This is a genomic window from Enterobacter cloacae complex sp. IR5450 (genome assembly GCF_049238665.1).
GTDB classification, from domain to species: domain Bacteria; phylum Pseudomonadota; class Gammaproteobacteria; order Enterobacterales; family Enterobacteriaceae; genus Enterobacter; species Enterobacter hormaechei_C.
Genome location: NZ_JBMKIC010000019.1, coordinates 53000 through 71723 on the forward strand (window position 1 = coordinate 53000; position 18724 = coordinate 71723).

18 protein-coding genes are annotated in these 18724 nt (G+C 57.2%); 15 read left to right on the forward strand and 3 right to left on the reverse strand.

The window, feature by feature from the left end:
- The first annotated feature begins 7 nt into the window (after positions 1-7).
- Positions 8-1603 (forward strand): autoinducer-2 kinase, encoded by a 1596-nt coding sequence (gene lsrK / locus ACOTYB_RS15275; RefSeq protein ID WP_409248944.1) that lies wholly within the window; start codon positions 8-10, stop codon positions 1601-1603.
- Between the two features lie 178 nt (positions 1604-1781).
- Positions 1782-3803 carry an NADPH-dependent 2,4-dienoyl-CoA reductase gene (locus tag ACOTYB_RS15280; RefSeq protein WP_220153364.1) on the forward strand — a complete coding sequence of 674 codons (2022 nt, stop codon included), beginning with the start codon at positions 1782-1784 and terminating at the stop codon, positions 3801-3803.
- Here ACOTYB_RS15280 and rlmG read toward each other — a convergent pair.
- Positions 3800-4936 carry a 23S rRNA (guanine(1835)-N(2))-methyltransferase RlmG gene (rlmG, locus tag ACOTYB_RS15285; RefSeq protein WP_045332921.1) on the reverse strand — a complete coding sequence of 379 codons (1137 nt, stop codon included), beginning with the start codon at positions 4934-4936 and terminating at the stop codon, positions 3800-3802. The two genes, ACOTYB_RS15280 and rlmG, sit on opposite strands and share 4 nt — an antisense overlap.
- Before the next feature lie 83 nt (positions 4937-5019).
- On the opposite strand from rlmG, the gene ACOTYB_RS15290 reads away from it, so the two are divergent.
- The 4 genes from ACOTYB_RS15290 (at position 5020) to sstT (ending at position 9325) form a co-directional block, all read left to right on the forward strand.
- Positions 5020-5523, forward strand: a complete 504-nt coding sequence (locus tag ACOTYB_RS15290; protein WP_003862622.1) for a YgjP-like metallopeptidase domain-containing protein — start codon at positions 5020-5022, stop codon at positions 5521-5523.
- A gap of 70 nt (positions 5524-5593) precedes the next feature.
- On the forward strand, positions 5594-6592 hold the full coding sequence (locus ACOTYB_RS15295) for a Gfo/Idh/MocA family protein (protein WP_003862623.1): 999 nt from the start codon (positions 5594-5596) through the stop codon (positions 6590-6592).
- Between the two features lie 251 nt (positions 6593-6843).
- A complete protein-coding gene (locus ACOTYB_RS15300; RefSeq protein WP_003862625.1) occupies positions 6844-7809 on the forward strand; it encodes a TerC family protein in 966 nt (321 codons plus the stop codon).
- A gap of 274 nt (positions 7810-8083) precedes the next feature.
- Positions 8084-9325, forward strand: a complete 1242-nt coding sequence (sstT, locus tag ACOTYB_RS15305; protein WP_003862628.1) for a serine/threonine transporter SstT — start codon at positions 8084-8086, stop codon at positions 9323-9325.
- A gap of 138 nt (positions 9326-9463) precedes the next feature.
- On the opposite strand, the gene ACOTYB_RS15310 is transcribed toward sstT, so the two are convergent.
- Both ACOTYB_RS15310 and uxaC read right to left on the reverse strand, forming a co-directional pair.
- Positions 9464-10951, reverse strand: a complete 1488-nt coding sequence (locus ACOTYB_RS15310) for a UxaA family hydrolase (protein ID WP_003862630.1) — start codon at positions 10949-10951, stop codon at positions 9464-9466.
- A gap of 17 nt (positions 10952-10968) precedes the next feature.
- Positions 10969-12381, reverse strand: a complete 1413-nt coding sequence (uxaC, locus tag ACOTYB_RS15315) for a glucuronate isomerase (protein ID WP_023323772.1) — start codon at positions 12379-12381, stop codon at positions 10969-10971.
- Between the two features lie 475 nt (positions 12382-12856).
- On the opposite strand from uxaC, the gene ACOTYB_RS15320 reads away from it, so the two are divergent.
- The 9 genes from ACOTYB_RS15320 to ACOTYB_RS15360 all read left to right on the forward strand — a co-directional run bounded on the left by ACOTYB_RS15320 (position 12857) and on the right by ACOTYB_RS15360 (position 18707).
- Complete coding sequence (locus tag ACOTYB_RS15320) at positions 12857-14155, forward strand: MFS transporter (RefSeq protein WP_220153365.1); 1299 nt, start codon at positions 12857-12859, stop codon at positions 14153-14155.
- A 197-nt stretch (positions 14156-14352) separates the two neighbouring features.
- Entirely contained in the window at positions 14353-15129 is a 777-nt protein-coding gene (gene exuR / locus ACOTYB_RS15325; protein WP_003862635.1) for a transcriptional regulator ExuR, read from the forward strand.
- A 342-nt stretch (positions 15130-15471) separates the two neighbouring features.
- A complete protein-coding gene (yqjA, locus tag ACOTYB_RS15330) occupies positions 15472-16134 on the forward strand; it encodes a DedA family general envelope maintenance protein YqjA (protein ID WP_003862638.1) in 663 nt (220 codons plus the stop codon).
- A gap of 2 nt (positions 16135-16136) precedes the next feature.
- Entirely contained in the window at positions 16137-16520 is a 384-nt protein-coding gene (gene mzrA, locus ACOTYB_RS15335; protein ID WP_003862640.1) for an EnvZ/OmpR regulon moderator MzrA, read from the forward strand.
- 143 nt (positions 16521-16663) lie between these two features.
- On the forward strand, positions 16664-17032 hold the full coding sequence (locus ACOTYB_RS15340; protein WP_003862642.1) for a DUF1090 domain-containing protein: 369 nt from the start codon (positions 16664-16666) through the stop codon (positions 17030-17032).
- A gap of 29 nt (positions 17033-17061) precedes the next feature.
- Entirely contained in the window at positions 17062-17367 is a 306-nt protein-coding gene (locus tag ACOTYB_RS15345) for a DUF883 family protein (RefSeq protein WP_003862645.1), read from the forward strand.
- 2 nt (positions 17368-17369) lie between these two features.
- Positions 17370-17768, forward strand: a complete 399-nt coding sequence (locus ACOTYB_RS15350; protein WP_003862647.1) for a phage holin family protein — start codon at positions 17370-17372, stop codon at positions 17766-17768.
- Complete coding sequence (locus ACOTYB_RS15355) at positions 17765-18061, forward strand: YqjK-like family protein (protein ID WP_003862649.1); 297 nt, start codon at positions 17765-17767, stop codon at positions 18059-18061. Before ACOTYB_RS15350 ends, ACOTYB_RS15355 begins: the two co-directional genes overlap by 4 nt.
- A gap of 253 nt (positions 18062-18314) precedes the next feature.
- Positions 18315-18707: a DoxX family protein gene (locus ACOTYB_RS15360; protein ID WP_003862651.1), complete on the forward strand. Its 393-nt coding sequence runs from the start codon at positions 18315-18317 to the stop codon at positions 18705-18707.
- The last annotated feature ends 17 nt before the right edge of the window (positions 18708-18724 follow it).

Sequence of the window (18724 nt, forward strand, 5' to 3'; positions counted from 1 at the left end):
CAAGCTCATGAGTTACCTTTTAGCGTTAGATGCAGGGACAGGCAGCGTTCGCGCCGTGATTTTCGATTTACAGGGCAACCAGATTGCCGTTGGCCAGGCCGAGTGGAAGCACCTGAGCGTGGAGAACGTGCCGGGGTCGATGGAGTTCGATCTCGACACCAACTGGCGGCTGGCCTGCCGGTGTATTCAGCAGGCGCTGGAGCGCGCACGGCTTAGCGCGGCGGATATTCAGTCCGTCGCCTGCTGCTCGATGCGCGAAGGGATTGTGCTGTACGACCGCAACGGCGAGGCTATCTGGGCCTGCGCCAACGTCGACGCCCGCGCCAGCCGCGAGGTGGCTGAACTCAAAGAGATCCACGACTACCGGTTTGAATCCGAAGTGTATGAGGTCTCCGGCCAGACGCTGGCGCTGAGCGCCATGCCGCGCCTGCTGTGGCTGGCGCACCACCGTCCGGATATTTACCGCAAGTCTGCGACTATCACCATGATCAGCGACTGGCTGGCGGCGAAGCTCTCCGGCGAGCTGGCGGTCGACCCGTCCAATGCGGGCACCACCGGTATGCTGGATCTCTTCTCCCGCGACTGGCGTCCGGCGCTGCTCGACATGGCCGGGCTGCGCGCCGATATCCTTTCCCCGGTGAAAGAGACCGGCACCGTGCTGGGCGCGATTACCAAACAGGCCGCGCAGCAGTGCGGCCTGCGTGAAGGCACGCCGGTGGTGATGGGCGGCGGCGACGTGCAGCTGGGCTGTCTGGGGCTGGGCGTGGTCCGCGCCGGACAAACGGCGGTGCTGGGCGGCACCTTCTGGCAGCAGGTGGTCAATCTGCCGCAGGTACGCACCGACCCCGACATGAACATCCGCGTGAACCCGCACGTCATCCCCGGCATGGTGCAGGCGGAGTCGATCAGCTTCTTTACCGGGCTGACCATGCGCTGGTTCCGCGACGCCTTTTGCGCCGAGGAAAAGCTGATTGCCGAGCGGATGGGGATGGACACCTATTCCCTGCTGGAAGAGATGGCGAGCCGCGTCCCGGCGGGCTCCCACGGCGTGATGCCAATCTTCTCCGACGCGATGCATTTTAAGCAGTGGTACCACGCCGCGCCGTCGTTTATTAACCTCTCCATCGACCCGGAAAAGTGCAACAAAGCGACGCTGTTCCGCGCCCTGGAGGAGAACGCGGCGATCGTCTCGGCCTGCAACCTGGCGCAGATTTCGCGCTTCTCCGGCGTGACGTTTGAGAGTCTGGTGTTTGCAGGCGGCGGGGCCAAAGGCGCCCTGTGGAGTCAGATTTTAAGCGACGTTACCGGCCTGCCGGTGCGCGTGCCGGAAGTTAAAGAGGCAACGGCGCTCGGCTGTGCCCTTGCCGCAGGAGCTGGCGCGGGGCTGTTTGCGGATATGGCTTCGACGGGCGAGCGGCTGGTGAAGTGGAGCCGCGAGTTCACGCCAAACCCGCAGCACCGGGAACTGTACGACGGCATGATGCAGAAATGGCAGGCGGTGTACGCCGACCAGCTCGGGCTGGTGGACAGCGGGCTGACCACGCCGATGTGGCAGGCACCGGGGCTGGTGCGGGCATCCCCCTCACCCCGGCCCTCTCCCTAAGAGAGAGGGAGATTAAGTCCCCTCTCCCTTAGGGAGAGGGTTAGGGTGAGGGCATCAGGCCACACCAATATTTGAATCCCATCACATTCACCGCATTCCCCTTTTCCCTTTTACTCCCCGCTGGCTAAATTAGTAACTCATCCGACCACATAACAATAATTTTACACTGGAAGAGACTATGAGCCGCTACCCGTCGTTATTCGCCCCTCTCGATCTGGGGTTCACCACCCTCAAAAACCGCGTGCTGATGGGCTCAATGCACACCGGGCTGGAGGAGCGTCCGGACGGGGCTGAACGTCTGGCAGCCTTCTATGCCGAACGCGCGCGCCACGGGGTGGCGCTGATTGTCACCGGCGGCGTAGCCCCTGCCCCTTCCGGGGTGACGATGGAGGGCGGCGCGGTGTTGAATGATGCGTCACAACTGTCGCACCACCGCATTGTGACCGACGCGGTCCACCGCGAGGGCGGCAAAATCGCCCTGCAAATTCTGCATACCGGGCGCTACAGCTATCAACCGAACCTGGTTGCCCCCTCGGCTATTCAGGCGCCGATTAACCGCTTTACTCCTCACGCCCTTAGCCACGACGAGATCCTGGCGCTGATCGACGTTTTTGCCCGCTGCGCCGCGCTGGCAAGGGAAGCAGGCTACGACGGCGTGGAGGTGATGGGCTCTGAAGGCTATCTGATTAACGAATTTCTCGCCGCACGCACCAACCAGCGCGACGACGAATGGGGTGGCGACTATGCCCGCCGCATGCGTTTTGCCGTGGAGGTGGTGCGCGCGGTGCGTGAACGTGCGGGTGCGGATTTTATTATCATCTTCCGCCTGTCGATGCTCGACCTGGTGGAAGGCGGCGGCACCTTCGACGAAACCGTGCAGCTGGCGCAGGCAATTGAAGACGCCGGTGCCACCATTATCAACACCGGGATTGGCTGGCACGAAGCGCGCATCCCCACCATCGCCACGCCGGTGCCGCGTGCGGCGTTCAGCTGGGTAACGCGCAAGCTGAAAGGCAAAGTCTCCGTTCCGCTGGTGGCCACTAACCGCATTAACGACCCGCAGGTGGCGGACGATGTGATCTCCCGCGGCGACGCCGATATGGTCTCGATGGCGCGTCCGTTCCTCGCGGATGCCGAACTGCTCTCCAAAGCGCAAAGCGGCCGTGCGGATGAGATCAACACCTGCATCGGCTGTAACCAGGCCTGTCTGGATCAAATCTTCGCTGGCAAAGTCACCTCCTGCCTCGTTAACCCCCGCGCCTGCCATGAAACCAAAATGCCGGTGGTTACGACGGTCAATAAAAAACGCCTGGCCGTGGTGGGCGCTGGCCCGGCGGGCCTGGCGTTTGCGGTCAATGCCGCCTCGCGCGGGCACGGCGTGACGCTGTTTGATGCGCAGGGGGAGATTGGCGGGCAGTTTAATATCGCCAAACAGATCCCCGGCAAAGAGGAGTTCTACGAAACGCTGCGCTACTACCGCCGGATGATCGAGCTGACGGGCGTCGAGCTGCGGCTTAACCAGTTTGTCAGCGCGGCGGATCTGATCGGTTTCGACGAGGTGATCCTCGCGAGTGGGATCGCCCCGCGCACCCCTGCGATCGAGGGTATCGATCATCCGAAGGTATTGAGCTATCTGGACGTGCTGCGCGACAAAGCGCCGGTTGGCGAGAAGGTGGCGATTATCGGCTGCGGCGGGATCGGTTTTGATACCGCGATGTATTTAAGCCAGCCGGGCGAAGCCACCAGCCAGAACATCGCTGAGTTCTGCGTGGAATGGGGCATTGATACCAGTCTCAGTCAGTCCGGCGGTTTACGCCCGGAAGGGCCGCAGCTGCCGAAAAGCCCGCGTCAGATCGTGATGCTCCAGCGTAAGGCCAGCAAGCCGGGTGAAGGGCTGGGCAAAACTACTGGCTGGATCCACCGCGCCACCCTGCTCTCGCGCGGGGTGAAGATGATGCCGGCGGTGAGCTACCAGAAGATCGACGACGACGGGCTGCATGTGCTGATCGGTGGTGAACCGCAGCTGCTGCGCGTGGATCATGTGATTTTGTGCGCCGGACAGGAGCCAAAGCGCGATCTGGCCGATCCGCTGCGCGAAGCGGGTAAAACGGTGCATTTGATCGGCGGGTGCGACGTGGCGATGGAGCTGGATGCGCGGCGGGCGATTGCGCAGGGCACCCAGCTTGCACTGGTTATTTAGCGACGACGCCCCAGCTTCACCGCTTTCAGCACCACGAATTTGTTATTGGTGGCAATGGTGACGCAGTTGCCGAAAATCTTCTTCAGCTTGTGGAAGTAGTCCAGGTGGCGGTTCGCCACGATATACAGCTCGCCGTTGATTTTCAGGCAGCGGCGCGCGTGGTGGAACATCTCCCACGCGACGTTATCCGTCAGGGCGTGCTTCTGGTGGAACGGCGGGTTACAGAATACCGCGTTGAAGCGGAAAGGCTCTACGCCCGACAGCGCGTTATTGATCATAAACTCGCAGCGATCCAGCGCTTCAGGCAGGTTAGTTTCCACGTTCAGACGGCTGGAGGCCACCGCCATTGGCGATTCGTCGCTGAACACCACGCTGGCCTCCGGGTTCTTCGCCAGCAGCGTCAGGCCAATCACGCCATTGCCGCAGCCCAGGTCGACAATCTCACCCTCAAGATTTTCCGGCAGATGTTCCATAAAGAAACGCGCCCCGATATCCAGACCGGTACGGGAAAAGACGTTCGCGTGGTTGTGGATGGTCCAGTCGGTACCTTCCAGTTTCCAGCTCAGCGTTTCTGGCGCGTCGGCCAGCGCCGGTGCGCTGAAGGTGCAGTTGATAAGGCGTGCTTTTTTCCAGGCAAGCGTCGTGGTGGTCGGGCCGAGGACCTTCTCGAACAGCTCCAGCGTCGAGGTGTGAATATCACGCGCTTTGGCACCCGCGATAATGCGGGTTTCTGGCGTGACGACTTTACGCAGCGCGCGCAGTTGCTGCTCCAGCAGCGCCATGGTTTTTGGCACCTTAATCAGCACCACGCCCGGCGCCTGCGGGTAGTCCGCGGTGCTGTCGAGGAACTTCACGCTGGACTCTTCGATGTCGTTATGGCGCAGGTTTTCACGCGTCGCCAGTTCGCTTAAGTAAGAATCGCCGATACTGTAAGGCGCATGTTCCGCCAGCGCGCAGGCCAGCGCGCCAAACGCGTCATTCAGGATCAGAACCGGGCCGCTGATTTCAGTCTCATCCAACTGTTGCAGCAGATATTCATCCGCCGCTTCCCACGCCTGAAGCGGGTTCACGTCGTCCGTTTCCGGGAAACGTTTAAGGTTGAGTGAACGGAAACCGTTGTCTAAGTGGCTCATCGGCCCTCCTGAATGGTAAAATTTGGCGTATCCCTGAAAAGGGTGCGTGAGTATACCCGTTTTCACACTATTTTGGGGTTTTGATGAACCAGCTGACTTATCTCCAGGGCTATCCGGAGCATTTACTTTCCCAGGTTCGTGACCTGATTGCCGCGGGAAAGCTCGGTGCGGTGCTGGAAAAACGCTACCCGGGCACGCATGATTTCGCGACTGACAAAGCCCTCTGGCAGTATACGCAGGATCTGAAAAACCAGTATCTTAAGAGCGCCCCGCCGATCAACAAGGTGATGTACGACAATAAGATCCATGTGCTGAAAAACGCGCTCGGCCTGCATACCGCCATCTCCCGCGTGCAGGGCGGCAAGCTGAAGGCTAAAGCGGAGATCCGCGTCGCGACCGTTTTCCGTAACGCGCCGGAAGCCTTTCTGCGGATGATCGTGGTACACGAGCTGGCGCACCTGAAAGAGAAAGAGCACGACAAAGCCTTCTATTCCCTGTGCTGCCACATGGAGCCACAGTACCACCAGCTGGAGTTTGATACCCGTTTGTGGCTGACGCATTTATCGTTAAAGAGTAATGCGCAGTAGCGCACGCGAAATGTCATGATGACGTGCTACAGTGGTTTTAAGTTCCCTGCTACGGAGTACGTAAACGTTTATGATACGTTTCGCAGTCATCGGTACGAACTGGATCACGCGCCAGTTCGTCGACGCCGCCCACGAAACCGGCAAATATAAGCTCACCGCAGTCTATTCCCGCAGCCTTGAGCAGGCGCAGAGTTTTGCGAATGACTACCTGGTTGAACATCTGTTCACCTCGCTCGATGAGATGGCGCAAAGCGACGCCATTGACGCGGTCTATATTGCCAGCCCGAATTCTCTGCATTTCCCGCAAACGAAGCTGTTCCTCAGCCACAAAAAACACGTGATTTGCGAGAAGCCGCTGGCCTCGAATATTGAGGAAGTGGAAGCCGCCATTGCGCTTGCCCGGGAAAACCAGGTGGTGCTGTTTGAAGCGTTCAAAACCGCCAGCCTGCCGAACTTCCTGCTGTTGCAGCAGTCCCTGCCGAAAATTGGCAAAGTGCGTAAAGCCTTTATCAACTACTGCCAGTATTCCTCGCGCTACCAGCGCTACCTGGACGGCGAAAACCCGAACACCTTTAACCCGGCCTTCTCGAATGGCTCGATTATGGATATCGGTTTTTACTGCCTGGCCTCTGCGGTCGCCCTGTGGGGTGAACCGCACGGCGTAACGGCCACCGCCAGCCTGCTGGAGAGCGGCGTGGATGCACATGGCGTTGTGGTGCTGGACTACGGTGATTTCAGCGTGACGTTGCAGCACTCGAAGGTCAGTGACTCCGTACTGCCAAGCGAAATTCAGGGCGAAGACGGCTCGCTGGTGATCGAAAAAATCTCCGAATGCCAGAAGCTAAGCATCGTTCCCCGCGGCGGCAAAGCGCAGGAGCTGACGCAGCCTCAGCATATTAACACTATGCTCTATGAGGCAGAGGTCTTCGCCCGTCTGGTAGAAGACAACGAAGTGAACCACCCGGGGCTGGCAATCAGCCGCACCACGGCGAAGCTGCAAACGGAGATCCGCCGACAGACTGGCGTGATTTTCCCCGCAGACGGCGTGAATGTGGAAGCCGTCGCGTAAAGCTGTGTAATGAAATCGTGCAGACCATTGACGAAACCGATGGTCTGACATAATTTGTTACCTGCAAAGGGGAGTAACTTCTTCGCCGGTGGATCGTCATTACGATGCGTGCAAAACCGCATCCGGTCGCCGGGCAACCTTCGAGGTTGTAAGTGAGACCTTGCCGGAAGGCGAGGTCTATGCATAAAAAGCTAACGGCTATCGTCTTCTGACCATAGCCGTTTTTGTTTTTTATGTGTAAGGAAAATAGTATGCATTCTGTCGGCACTCCAATGCTGTGGGGCGGATTCGCGGTTGTCGTGCTCATCATGCTGGCGATCGACCTCTTTTTGCAGGGTCGTCGCGGCGAACACGGCATGAGCGTCAAGCAAGCCGCCGTCTGGTCGCTGGTATGGGTTACCCTCTCACTTCTTTTCTGCGCCGCCTTCTGGTGGTATCTGGCCTCAACCGAAGGCCGCGCGGTGGCCGATCCTCAGGCACTCGCCTTCCTCACCGGCTATCTGATTGAAAAAGCACTGGCGGTTGATAACGTCTTCGTCTGGCTGATGCTGTTCAGTTACTTCGCCGTGCCTGCGGCTCTGCAACGCCGCGTGCTGGTGTACGGCGTTCTGGGCGCTATTGTCCTGCGTACCATCATGATCTTCGCCGGTAGCTGGCTGATTACCCAGTTCGAATGGCTGTTGTATGTATTTGGTGCGTTCCTGCTGTTCACCGGGGTCAAAATGGCGCTGGCGAAAGAAGACGATACCGGTATCGGTGATAAGCCGTTGGTGAAGTGGTTCCGGGGTCATCTGCGCATGACGGACAAGATCGAGAGCGAGCATTTCTTCGTGCGTAAGAACGGCCTGCTGTTCGCCACCCCGCTGCTGCTGGTGCTGATTCTGGTCGAGCTGAGCGACGTGATTTTCGCGGTGGACAGTATCCCGGCTATCTTCGCAGTTACCACCGACCCGTTCATCGTTCTGACCTCGAATCTGTTCGCCATCCTCGGCCTGCGTGCGATGTACTTCCTGCTGGCAGGCGCGGCAGAGCGCTTCTCAATGCTGAAGTACGGCCTGTCGGTGATTCTGGTGTTTATCGGTATCAAGATGCTGATCGTCGATTTCTACCATATCCCGATCGCCATTTCGCTCGGCGTGGTGTTTGGCATTCTGCTGGTGACGCTGATTATCAATACCTGGGTTAACCGCCAGCACGATAAGAAGCAGCAGGTTTAGTGCAACGTTCGGTGCGGGCTGATGCCCTCACCCCAACCCTCTCCCACAGGGAGAGGGGGAAATGCAATGCAGGCCGGGTAAGCGTAGCGCTACCCGGCGCTTTCGTTAACCAATAGTTAAAAAACATGACGCAACACGTAAAATCCAGCATTTTACGCTTCCCTCCTTTCACGTATTCCCTATACTCGACCAGGCAAACATTTACTTACATCCGGAAATAAATGTGACTTAGAGCACATCCAGGATGGAACGCAATTTCACTCAGGAATAACGTATGAGCACACAATCACGCGGTCTGTTCGCGCGCCTGGCGCAGGGCAGTCTTGTAAAACAAATTCTGGTCGGGTTGGTACTGGGTATTCTGCTGGCCATGGTGTCGAAACCTGCCGCGGAGGCCACGGGACTGCTCGGGACGCTGTTTGTGGGCGCCCTGAAGGCCGTCGCCCCGGTACTGGTGCTGATGCTGGTGATGGCGTCGATTGCCAACCACCAGCACGGACAAAAAACCAACATTCGCCCTATTCTGTTCCTGTATCTGCTGGGAACCTTCTCTGCTGCCTTAACGGCCGTTGTGTTTAGCTTCCTGTTCCCGTCTACGCTGCACCTGACCAGCGCGGCCGGTGATATCACCCCGCCGTCCGGGATTGTGGAAGTCCTTCGCGGCCTGCTGATGAGCATGGTCTCTAACCCCATCACCGCACTGATGAGCGGAAACTACATTGGCATCCTGGTCTGGGCGATTGGTCTGGGCTTCGCGCTGCGTCATGGCAACGAGACCACGAAAAACCTGGTCAACGATTTGTCCAATGCCGTGACTTTCATGGTGAAGCTGGTGATTCGCTTTGCACCAGTCGGTATCTTTGGTCTGGTTTCTTCGACGCTGGCCACTACCGGTTTCGACGCACTGTGGGGCTACGCGCAGCTGCTGGTCGTCCTGGTCGGCTGTATGCTGCTGGTGGCGCTGGTGATCAACCCGCTGCTGGTGTTCTGGCAGATCCGCCGCAACCCGTATCCGCTGGTGCTGACTTGCCTGCGCGAGAGCGGCGTGTATGCCTTCTTTACCCGCAGCTCGGCGGCGAACATTCCGGTCAACATGGCGCTGGCGGAGAAGCTGAACCTGGATCGCGATACCTATTCCGTGTCGATCCCGCTGGGTGCGACCGTGAACATGGCGGGTGCGGCGATCACCATCACCGTGCTGACGCTGGCGGCGGTGCATACGCTGGGTATTCCGGTGGATCTGCCAACCGCGCTGCTGCTGAGCGTCGTTGCATCACTGTGTGCCTGTGGCGCATCCGGCGTGGCGGGCGGATCGCTGCTGCTGATCCCGCTGGCCTGTAACATGTTCGGTATCCCGAACGAGATTGCCATGCAGGTTGTCGCGGTCGGCTTCATTATCGGCGTATTGCAGGATTCCTGCGAGACTGCGCTGAACTCCTCTACCGACGTGCTGTTTACCGCCGCAGCCTGTCAGGCGGAAGATGCGCGTTTAGCGAAGAACGCCCTGCGCAGTTAAAAAGAAAAGCCCGGTGGCGGCTACGCCTTACCGGGCCTACAAGGTAAATGCAAAACGGCAACATGTGTTGCCGTTTTTAGTGTTTGCACCCTCTCCCTGTGGGGAGGGTTGGGGTGAGGGCACCAGCCCGCACCCAGCTTACAGCGTCACACCACTCTTAAAAATCGCCAGCTCGCGGAAGTCGTTCTTCTCGTTACAGGTCTGCCTGCCGCTGGCGAACTCTGCGATAGCGTCCACGAACTCGCTCAGCAGCTGCGGCATCGCTTTGCCGTGGATCAGCTGCCCTGCGTCGAAATCGATCCAGTGCTTTTTCTTTGCCGCCAGCTCGCTGTTGGTGGCAATTTTAACCGTCGGCACAAACCCGCCGTACGGCGTACCGCGGCCGGTACTGAACAGCACCATATGGCAGCCCGCCCCCGCCAGCGCGCTGGTGGCGACCGCATCGTTACCCGGTGCGCTCAGCAGGTTCAGGCCGTGGGTTTTCAGGCGTTCGCCGTAGCGCAGAACATCCACCACCTGGCTGGCCCCCGCTTTCTGGGTGCAGCCGAGGGATTTCTCCTCCAGCGTGGTGATTCCGCCCGCCTTGTTCCCCGGCGACGGGTTCTCGTAAATCGGCTGATTGTGGGCAATGAAGTACTGTTTGAAGTCGTTCACCATGGTGACGGTCTTCTCAAACGTCTCTTCGTCGCGACAGTGGCTCATCAGAATGCGCTCTGCGCCGAACATCTCCGGCACTTCGGTCAGCACCGTGGTGCCGCCGTTGGCAATCACATAATCCGAGAAGCGGCCCAGCATCGGGTTAGCGGTAATGCCGGAAAGCCCGTCAGACCCGCCGCACTCCAGGCCAAACTTCAGTTCGCTCAGCTTGCCCGGCTCGCGCTTGTCGTGACGCATCACCTCGTACAGCTGGTGCAGTTGTTCGACGCCCGCTTCCACTTCGTCGTCCTGGTGCTGACACACCATAAAGTGCACGCGCTCAGGATCGAACTCGCCCAGCGTATCGCGGAAGGCGTCAACCTGATTGTTTTCACAGCCGAGGCCAATCACCAGCACCGCCCCCGCGTTCGGGTGGCGCACCATATTTTGCAGCATGGTGCGGGTATTGATGTGGTCGTCGCCCAGCTGGGAACAACCGTAGGTGTGGCTGAACAGATGCACGCCGTCGGTGCCTTCAGCATTGTTAGTCTCTTTCAGGAAACGCGTCTGAATTTGACGCGCGATCCCGTTCACGCAGCCGACGGTCGGGAGGATCCACAGTTCATTGCGGATCCCCACCTCGCCGCTGGCGCGGCGGTAGATCTGCACCTCACGATCGGCCGCCTGTCCTTCTTCTGCCTGGAAGTCAGGTTGATAGCTGTACTCGTCCAGATCGCTGAGATTGGTGCGGGTATTGTGGGAATGAATGTATTCACCCGGCGCAATATCCGCCAGCGCATGACCGATGGGCAAACCGTACTTCACCACGTTCTCCCCTTTCGCGATGGGGATCAGGGCAAACTTATGTCCACGTCCAATGGCCTGGCGTAACGTCACCGACTGGTTGTCGAAGGTCACTTCCGTCCCTTCGGCTAAATCGGCCAGCGCGACGGCAACGTTATCCAGCGAATGGATTTTGATGTATTGCATATCAACCTCAAACGGCCTTAGTTCAGTTCAATGGCGAAGTAGTCACGCGCATTGTTAAAGCAGATGTTTCTCACCATTTCGCCCAGCAGCTGGATATCTGCTGGCGCTTCGCCCGCGTGCACCCAGCGGCCAATCATCTGGCACAGAATGCGGCGGAAATATTCATGGCGGGTATAGGAGAGGAAACTGCGGCTGTCGGTCAGCATGCCAACGAAGCGGCTCAACAGGCCGAGCTGCGCCAGCTGCGTCATCTGACGCTCCATGCCGTCTTTCTGATCGTTAAACCACCAGCCGGAACCGAACTGCATCTTGCCCGGCATCCCTTCGCCCTGGAAGTTGCCGATCATGGTGCCCAGCACTTCGTTATCGCGTGGGTTCAGGCAGTAAAGGATGGTTTTTGGCAGCAGGTTTTGCTCGTTCTGTTTGCTCAGCAGTTTTGACAGCTCTTCCGCCATCGGACGGTCGTTGATGGAGTCAAAGCCCACGTCCGCGCCCAGCAGTTTGAACTGACGCTGGTTGTTATTACGCAGCGCGCCGATGTGATACTGCTGAACCCAGCCGCGGCGGGCATATTCCGCACCGAGGAATACCAGTACCGCCGTTTTAAACTGCGCCACTTCGTGCTCACTCAGGGCTTCGCCGGAGAGACGACGCGCCAGAATGCTGTCCAGCTCAGCTTCGCTGGATTCCGCGAACAGCACTACGTCCAGCGCGTGGTCAGACACTTTACAGCCGTGTGCGGCAAAGTGATCCAGACGTTTGGTCAGCGCGGTTTGCAGATCGCCAAAGCGACGGATATCGGTGTCAGACACTTCCGCCAGCTTCGCCATGTAGTCGTTAAAGGTCGGCAGCTCGATGTTGAAGGCTTTATCCGGGCGCCAGCTTGGCAGCACTTTGATGTCAAACGTGCTGTCCTTCGCGACAACCGCGTGGTGCTCCAGAGAGTCGACAGGATCGTCGGTGGTGCCCACCATCTTCACGTTCATCTGCTTCATGATGCCGCGCGCCGAGAAGCTATCCTGCGCCAGCAGGTCGTTGCACTGATCCCAGATTTCATCCGCCGTGGCGGGAGAGAGCAGCTTGCCGGTGATACCAAACGGACGACGCAGTTCGAGGTGCGTCCAGTGGTATAACGGGTTACCGATGGTGTGGGGAACAGTAGCGGCCCAGGCGTCAAACTTCTCGCGATCGGTCGCGTCGCCGGTACACAGGCGCTCGGCCACGCCGTTGGTGCGCATTGCGCGCCACTTATAGTGGTCACCCTTCAGCCAGATATCATACAGGTTTTTGAAACGGTAATTTTCGGCAACCTGCTGCGGCGGTAAATGGCAGTGGTAGTCGAAAATCGGCTGGTCTTTTGCGTAGTCGTGGTACAGGCGGCGAGCAAATTCGGTATCTAACAGAAAATCGTCGGTCATAAACGGTGTCATTATCGTCTTCCTCATTACGGGAGCGTCAGAAAGCTTATGTTCAGATGCTGCAAAGTTATCACACCAATTTCCAGAGTCCGACGTTTTTTTCGTGAGTTAGATCAATAAACGTCGACAAATAAATTACCCTCAAAGGGGTAAACCCTCTCCCAGACCGCGCCAGTTCTGGCTTTGCGCGTGCCGCATAATGTCCCTACAAAGATTCACACTTTTGTGATGTCACTCACCTTTTAAAGTTGTATGACAAGTTATCTTTTCGCCGTCGCAAACTATAAGCCGACAGAATGCATTACCGGTGTTTGATACATCGGATTTAACGGTACGGAAGCCGACTTAGCACGATTACTAATGGCAAGGTTCGGGCCGTTCCGGGACAGGTTCCCGGTTACGCCCCTCCCGTTACAGAACAGCTCCCGGCAACGGTTGAGTTGTTGCCGTGTCCCGACACGGAAATAACATAACGATGAGGTTTTACATGCGTAAAATTAAAGGGTTACGTTGGTACATGATCGCACTGGTGACGCTCGGCACCGTGCTGGGCTACCTGACACGTAACACCGTGGCAGCAGCGGCGCCAACGTTGATGGAAGAGTTACATATCTCCACGCAGCAATACTCTTACATCATTGCGGCTTACTCTGCCGCTTACACCGTAATGCAGCCTGTTGCAGGTTATGTTCTTGATATTCTGGGTACAAAAATTGGTTATGCCTTCTTTGCTGTAGCCTGGGCCGTCTTCTGTGGGGCGACCGCGCTGGCCGGCAGCTGGGGCGGACTGGCGCTGGCGCGTGGTGCGGTAGGTGCTGCCGAAGCGGCGATGATCCCCGCGGGTCTGAAAGCCAGCTCTGAATGGTTCCCGGCAAAAGAGCGTTCTATCGCTGTCGGTTACTTCAACGTGGGCTCCTCCATCGGGGCGATGATTGCTCCGCCACTGGTGGTGTGGGCGATTGTGATGCACAGCTGGCAGATGGCGTTCATCATCTCCGGTGTGCTGAGCTTTGCCTGGGCCATGGCGTGGCTGATTTTCTATAAACACCCGCGCGACCAGAAAAAGCTGTCTGACGAAGAACGTGACTACATTATTAATGGTCAGGAATCCCAGCATCAGACCGACAACGGCAAAAAGATGTCCGTCTGGCAGATCCTGGGCACCCGTCAGTTCTGGGGTATCGCCCTGCCACGCTTCCTGGCAGAACCGGCCTGGGGTACGTTTAACGCCTGGATCCCACTGTTCATGTTTAAAGTTTACGGCTTTAACCTGAAAGAGATCGCGATGTTCGCCTGGATGCCAATGCTGTTTGCAGACCTGGGCTGTATCGTCGGCGGCTACCTGCCACCGCTGTTCCAGCGCTGGTTTGGCGTGAACCTGATTGTGTCCCGTAAGATGGTGGTCACCATGGGCGCCCTGCTGATGATCGGCCCGGGTATGATCGGCCTGTTCACCAGCCCTTACGTGGCTATCGCCCTGCTGTGTATCGGGGGCTTTGCTCACCAGTCTCTGTCCGGTGCGCTGATTACGCTCTCGTCCGACGTGTTTGGTCGTAACGAAGTCGCCACCGCCAACGGCCTGACCGGGATGGCCGCCTGGACCGCAAGTACCCTGTTTGCACTGGTGGTCGGCGCGCTGGCGGATACGATTGGTTTCAGCCCACTGTTCGCGGTACTGGCTGTCTTCGACCTGTTGGGTGCGGTGGTTATCTGGACGGTGCTGAAAAGCAAATCCGCAGATGAACTTGCGAAAGAGTCCCTCGGGGGACCGGCGACGCATAGTTAGCGTTGTTGTGCCGGGTGGCGGCTCCGCCTTACCCGGCCTACAAAATCCAATAAAATAGTAGGTCGGGTAAGCGTAGCGCCACCCGGCAAGAACGACGCAAAAGCCGCCTCCGGGCGGCTTTTTTGATGGCGAAATCTGGAGACTGGCACGCAAAAGTGGTATAACAAATCATTCGCCGTACCCTGCCTGGAGCGCATATGGAAATCACCGAATCACGTCGTTTATATCAACAACTTGCCGCCGAGCTGAAAGATCGCATCGAGCAAGGGGTCTATCTTGTCGGTGATAAACTTCCCGCTGAGCGTTTCATTGCGGATGAAAAAAGCGTCAGCCGCACGGTGGTCCGCGAAGCCATCATCATGCTGGAAGTGGAAGGGTATGTTGAGGTACGCAAAGGTTCCGGCATTCATGTGATTTCCAGCCAGGCGAAACACTCCCCCACCCCGGACGAAAGTCTGGAATTTGCCAGCTACGGTCCGTTTGAGCTTCTCCAGGCTCGCCAGCTGATTGAAAGCAACATTGCGGAATTTGCTGCGACGCAGGTGACCAAGCAGGACATCATGAAGCTGATGGAAATCCAGGATCACGCGCGTAAAGAAAAATGTTTCCGCGATTCTGAATGGGACCTGCAATTCCACGTCCAGGTCGCCCTTGCGACTCAGAACACGGCGCTGGCGGCAATCGTTGAAAAAATGTGGACTCAGCGCGTTCACAACCCGTACTGGAAGAAACTGCACGATCACATTGATTCCCGCACGGTAGATAACTGGTGTGACGATCACGACCAGATTCTTAAAGCCCTGATTCGTAAAGATCCGCATGCGGCGAAACTGGCAATGTGGCAGCATCTGGAGAACACCAAACAGATGCTGTTTAATGAAACAAGTGATGACTTTGAATTTAACGCTGACCGCTATCTTTTTGCCGATAATCCGGTCGTTCACCTCGATACCGCGACCAATCTCGCAAAATAACGCCCCGAACTGCTGGCAGGCGCACCGCCGCGCCTTCCGGCCAGACAGGGTAAGAAAACCTCTATAGTGTCAGCCTTTGTAAAATTTCTCGCTCCCCTCCGTGGCTTACGCCAAAATCGTGTTTCCCCTCAAATTCTGTGACGCAGAACGTCGGGCTTTGTTACAATTGGATTCACTTCGTTATTTTGTAAGTTAGTGCTTGCTAACCAGCCAATTAACAGGGAACAGTGTTGGCCACACATCAATGTGTCCGCGAGCGACCATAATGAAATCATAACAATGTCGCCGTGCTGTATTTCCCGAATTACAGGCGTGACGTTAACCGATTTCCAGGAACACTGAATGGAACTTTTGACCCAACTACTGAACGCCCTCTGGGCTCAGGATTTCGAAACGCTGGCCAACCCGTCCATGATTGGCATGCTCTACTTTGTATTATTTATGATCCTGTTCCTTGAGAACGGTCTGCTGCCTGCTGCCTTTTTACCGGGCGACAGCCTGCTGGTGCTGGTCGGGGTGCTTTGTGCAAAAGGGGCAATGGCTTTCCCGCAAACGGTCCTGCTTTTAACCATTGCCGCCAGCCTGGGCTGCTGGGTGAGTTACATTCAGGGGCGATGGCTGGGTAACACGCGAATCGTTCAGAACTGGCTTTCGCACCTTCCGGCCCATTACCACCAGCGAGCGCACCACCTTTTCCATAAGCATGGGCTTTCCGCCTTGCTGATCGGCCGCTTTATCGCATTCGTACGCACCCTACTGCCCACCATTGCGGGCCTGTCCGGCCTGAGCAGCACGCGCTTCCAGTTCTTTAACTGGATGAGCGGCTTGCTGTGGGTGCTGATCCTGACCACGCTCGGCTACGCGCTGGGTAAAACGCCGGTCTTTATGAAATACGAAGACCAACTGATGTCTTGCCTGATGCTGCTGCCCGTCGTTCTGCTGGTGTTTGGCCTGGTCGGGTCCCTGGTCGTACTGTGGAAGAAGAAATACGGGGCCAGGGGTTAACGATGGTTATCTCCCCGCTCGCGCTGCGCCGCTTCTCTTACGCCATCGTCGCGCTGATGATGTTCAGCGCTCTTATCCTGCTGTGGTCTGCGCTACAGCATCAGGAGTCGACGCTGGCTATCCGTCCTGTGAGCCAGGGAACCAGCGTGCCGGATGGTTTTTCCATCTGGCATCATCTCGACGCAAACGGGATTCGCTTTAAGAGCATCACGCCGCAAGACGATGTGCTGCTGATAAAATTTGACTCCAGTGCGCAAAGCGCCGCGGCGAAAGCCGTGCTGGACCGCACGCTGCCGCAGGGTTACATCATTGCGCAACAGGATGATGACAGCCACGTCGCCTCCTGGATGTCACGGTTACGCGACACGTCGCATCGATTTGGTTAACGACTAATATTCCGAATATTTTCACCTACTTTGGTGAAACTCCCGTTTACTTACTATGCTTAAGTACGCGGAGCACCCCTCAGATGTTCTCCGCTTAGTTCTGGAACACGGCTTACGCCGTAACACAATGGAAGGTTTCTATAATGAAATACCGCATCACCCTGGCTCTGGCCCTTTTTTCTTTAAGCACAGCTTCCTTCGCTATGTCTCTTTGTCAGGAGAAAGAACAGGATATCCAACGCGAAATCAGTTATGCCGAAAAGCATAACAATCAGCACCGGATCGACGGACTGAAAAAAGCGTTGCGCGAAGTGAAAGACAACTGTACGGACAGCAAGCTGCGTGCCGATCATCAGGAAAAAATCGCTGAACAGAAGGACGAGATAGCCGAGCGCCGTCAAGACCTGCAAGAAGCGAAAGAGAAAGGTGATGCGGAAAAAATTGCCAAGCGCGAGAGGAAGTTGCAAGAGGCGCAGGACGAACTGAAAGCGCTGGAAGCTCGCGATTATTGAGTTAACGGAAATCTCAACAGGAGAGAATCATGTCAAAAGATACAACTTCAGAAAATCTGCGCGCTGAACTGAAATCCCTGGCGGACACCCTGGAAGAGGTGCTGAACTCTTCTGCCGATAAATCGAAAGAAGAAGTCAGCAAACTGCGCAGCAAAGCGGAGCAGGCACTGAAAGAGAGCCGTTACCGTCTGGGTGAAACCGGTGATGCACTGGCGAAACAGACCCGCGAAGCGGCTGCGCGCGCAGACGAATATGTACGTGATAATCCATGGACGGGTGTGGGTATTGGCGCCGCAGTGGGTGTGGTGCTGGGTGTCCTGCTGACGCGTCGTTGATTATGGAAGATCCACGTCACGCACAAGGGCCTGCTAAAAACGTCCTCGGCATTGGCCAGCGTATTCTTACGACGCTGGTCGGGATTGCCGAAACGCGCGTCCGGCTTGCGGTAGTGGAGCTGGAAGAGGAGAAAGCCAACCTCTTCCAGATGCTGCTCATGCTTGGGCTTACGATGCTCTTTGCCGCGTTTGGTCTGATGAGCCTGATGGTGTTAATCATCTGGGCTATCGATCCACAGTATCGTCTGAACGCGATGATTGCGACTACCGTGGTTCTGCTGGTGGCGGCGCTGATAGGCGGTATCTGGACCCTGCATAAAGCGCGCACGTCGACCTTCCTGCGTCATACGCGCCAGGAGCTGGCCAACGACCGCGCCCTGCTGGAGGATGATAAGTCGTGAGCGACAAAGCCGAACGTCAAAAGCGGAAAGCGTATCTGTTGAGCCAAATCCAGCAGCAGCGACTGGATCTGTCTGCCAGCCGTCGCGACTGGGTTGAAGCCACGCATCGGTTTGACCGCGGCTGGAACACGGTCCTGAGCCTGCGTTCATGGGCGCTGGTCGGCAGCAGCGTGATGGCGATCTGGTCGGTTCGGCATCCTAACATGCTGATCCGCTGGGCACGTCGCGGCTTTGGCGCCTGGAGCGCCTGGCGTCTGGTGAAAACCACGCTGCGACAGCAGCAGTTGCGGTGAAAAAAGCAAAACGGTAACCCTGGTTACCGTTTTTTGTTTTTGCCCCCTCTCCCTGTGGGAGAGGGATGGGGTGAGGGCACCAGCCCGCACGCTCCCTTACTCAATATCTTTGAAGAAGATTAACAGTTTTCCTTGCTAACAATTGCCATCCGCCCCGTTTACACTCCTCTCCATCGACAGCAAAGACGCGGTATCTACCCGAATTTGCACGCAAATAACGTTTAGCCGCTGATGTGGTTTCCTGGAGAGTAAAATGAAAAAATTAGAAGATGTTGGTGTACTGGTAGCGCGTATTCTGATGCCAATTCTGTTCATCACCGCAGGCTGGGGCAAAATTACCGGCTATGCGGGCACTCAGCAGTATATGGAAGCGATGGGCGTGCCGGGGTTCCTGCTGCCACTGACCATTCTGCTTGAGTTCGGCGGCGGCCTGGCAGTGCTGTTCGGTTTCCTGACCCGCACCACGGCGCTGTTCACCGCAGGCTTTACCCTGCTGACCGCGTTCATCTTCCACAGCAACTTTGCGGAAGGCGTGAACTCCCTGATGTTCATGAAAAACCTGACCATCGCGGGTGGCTTCCTGCTGCTGGCTATCACGGGCCCGGGTGCCTACAGCATCGACCGTCTTCTGAATAAGAAGTGGTAAGCAGGCTATACTGATTA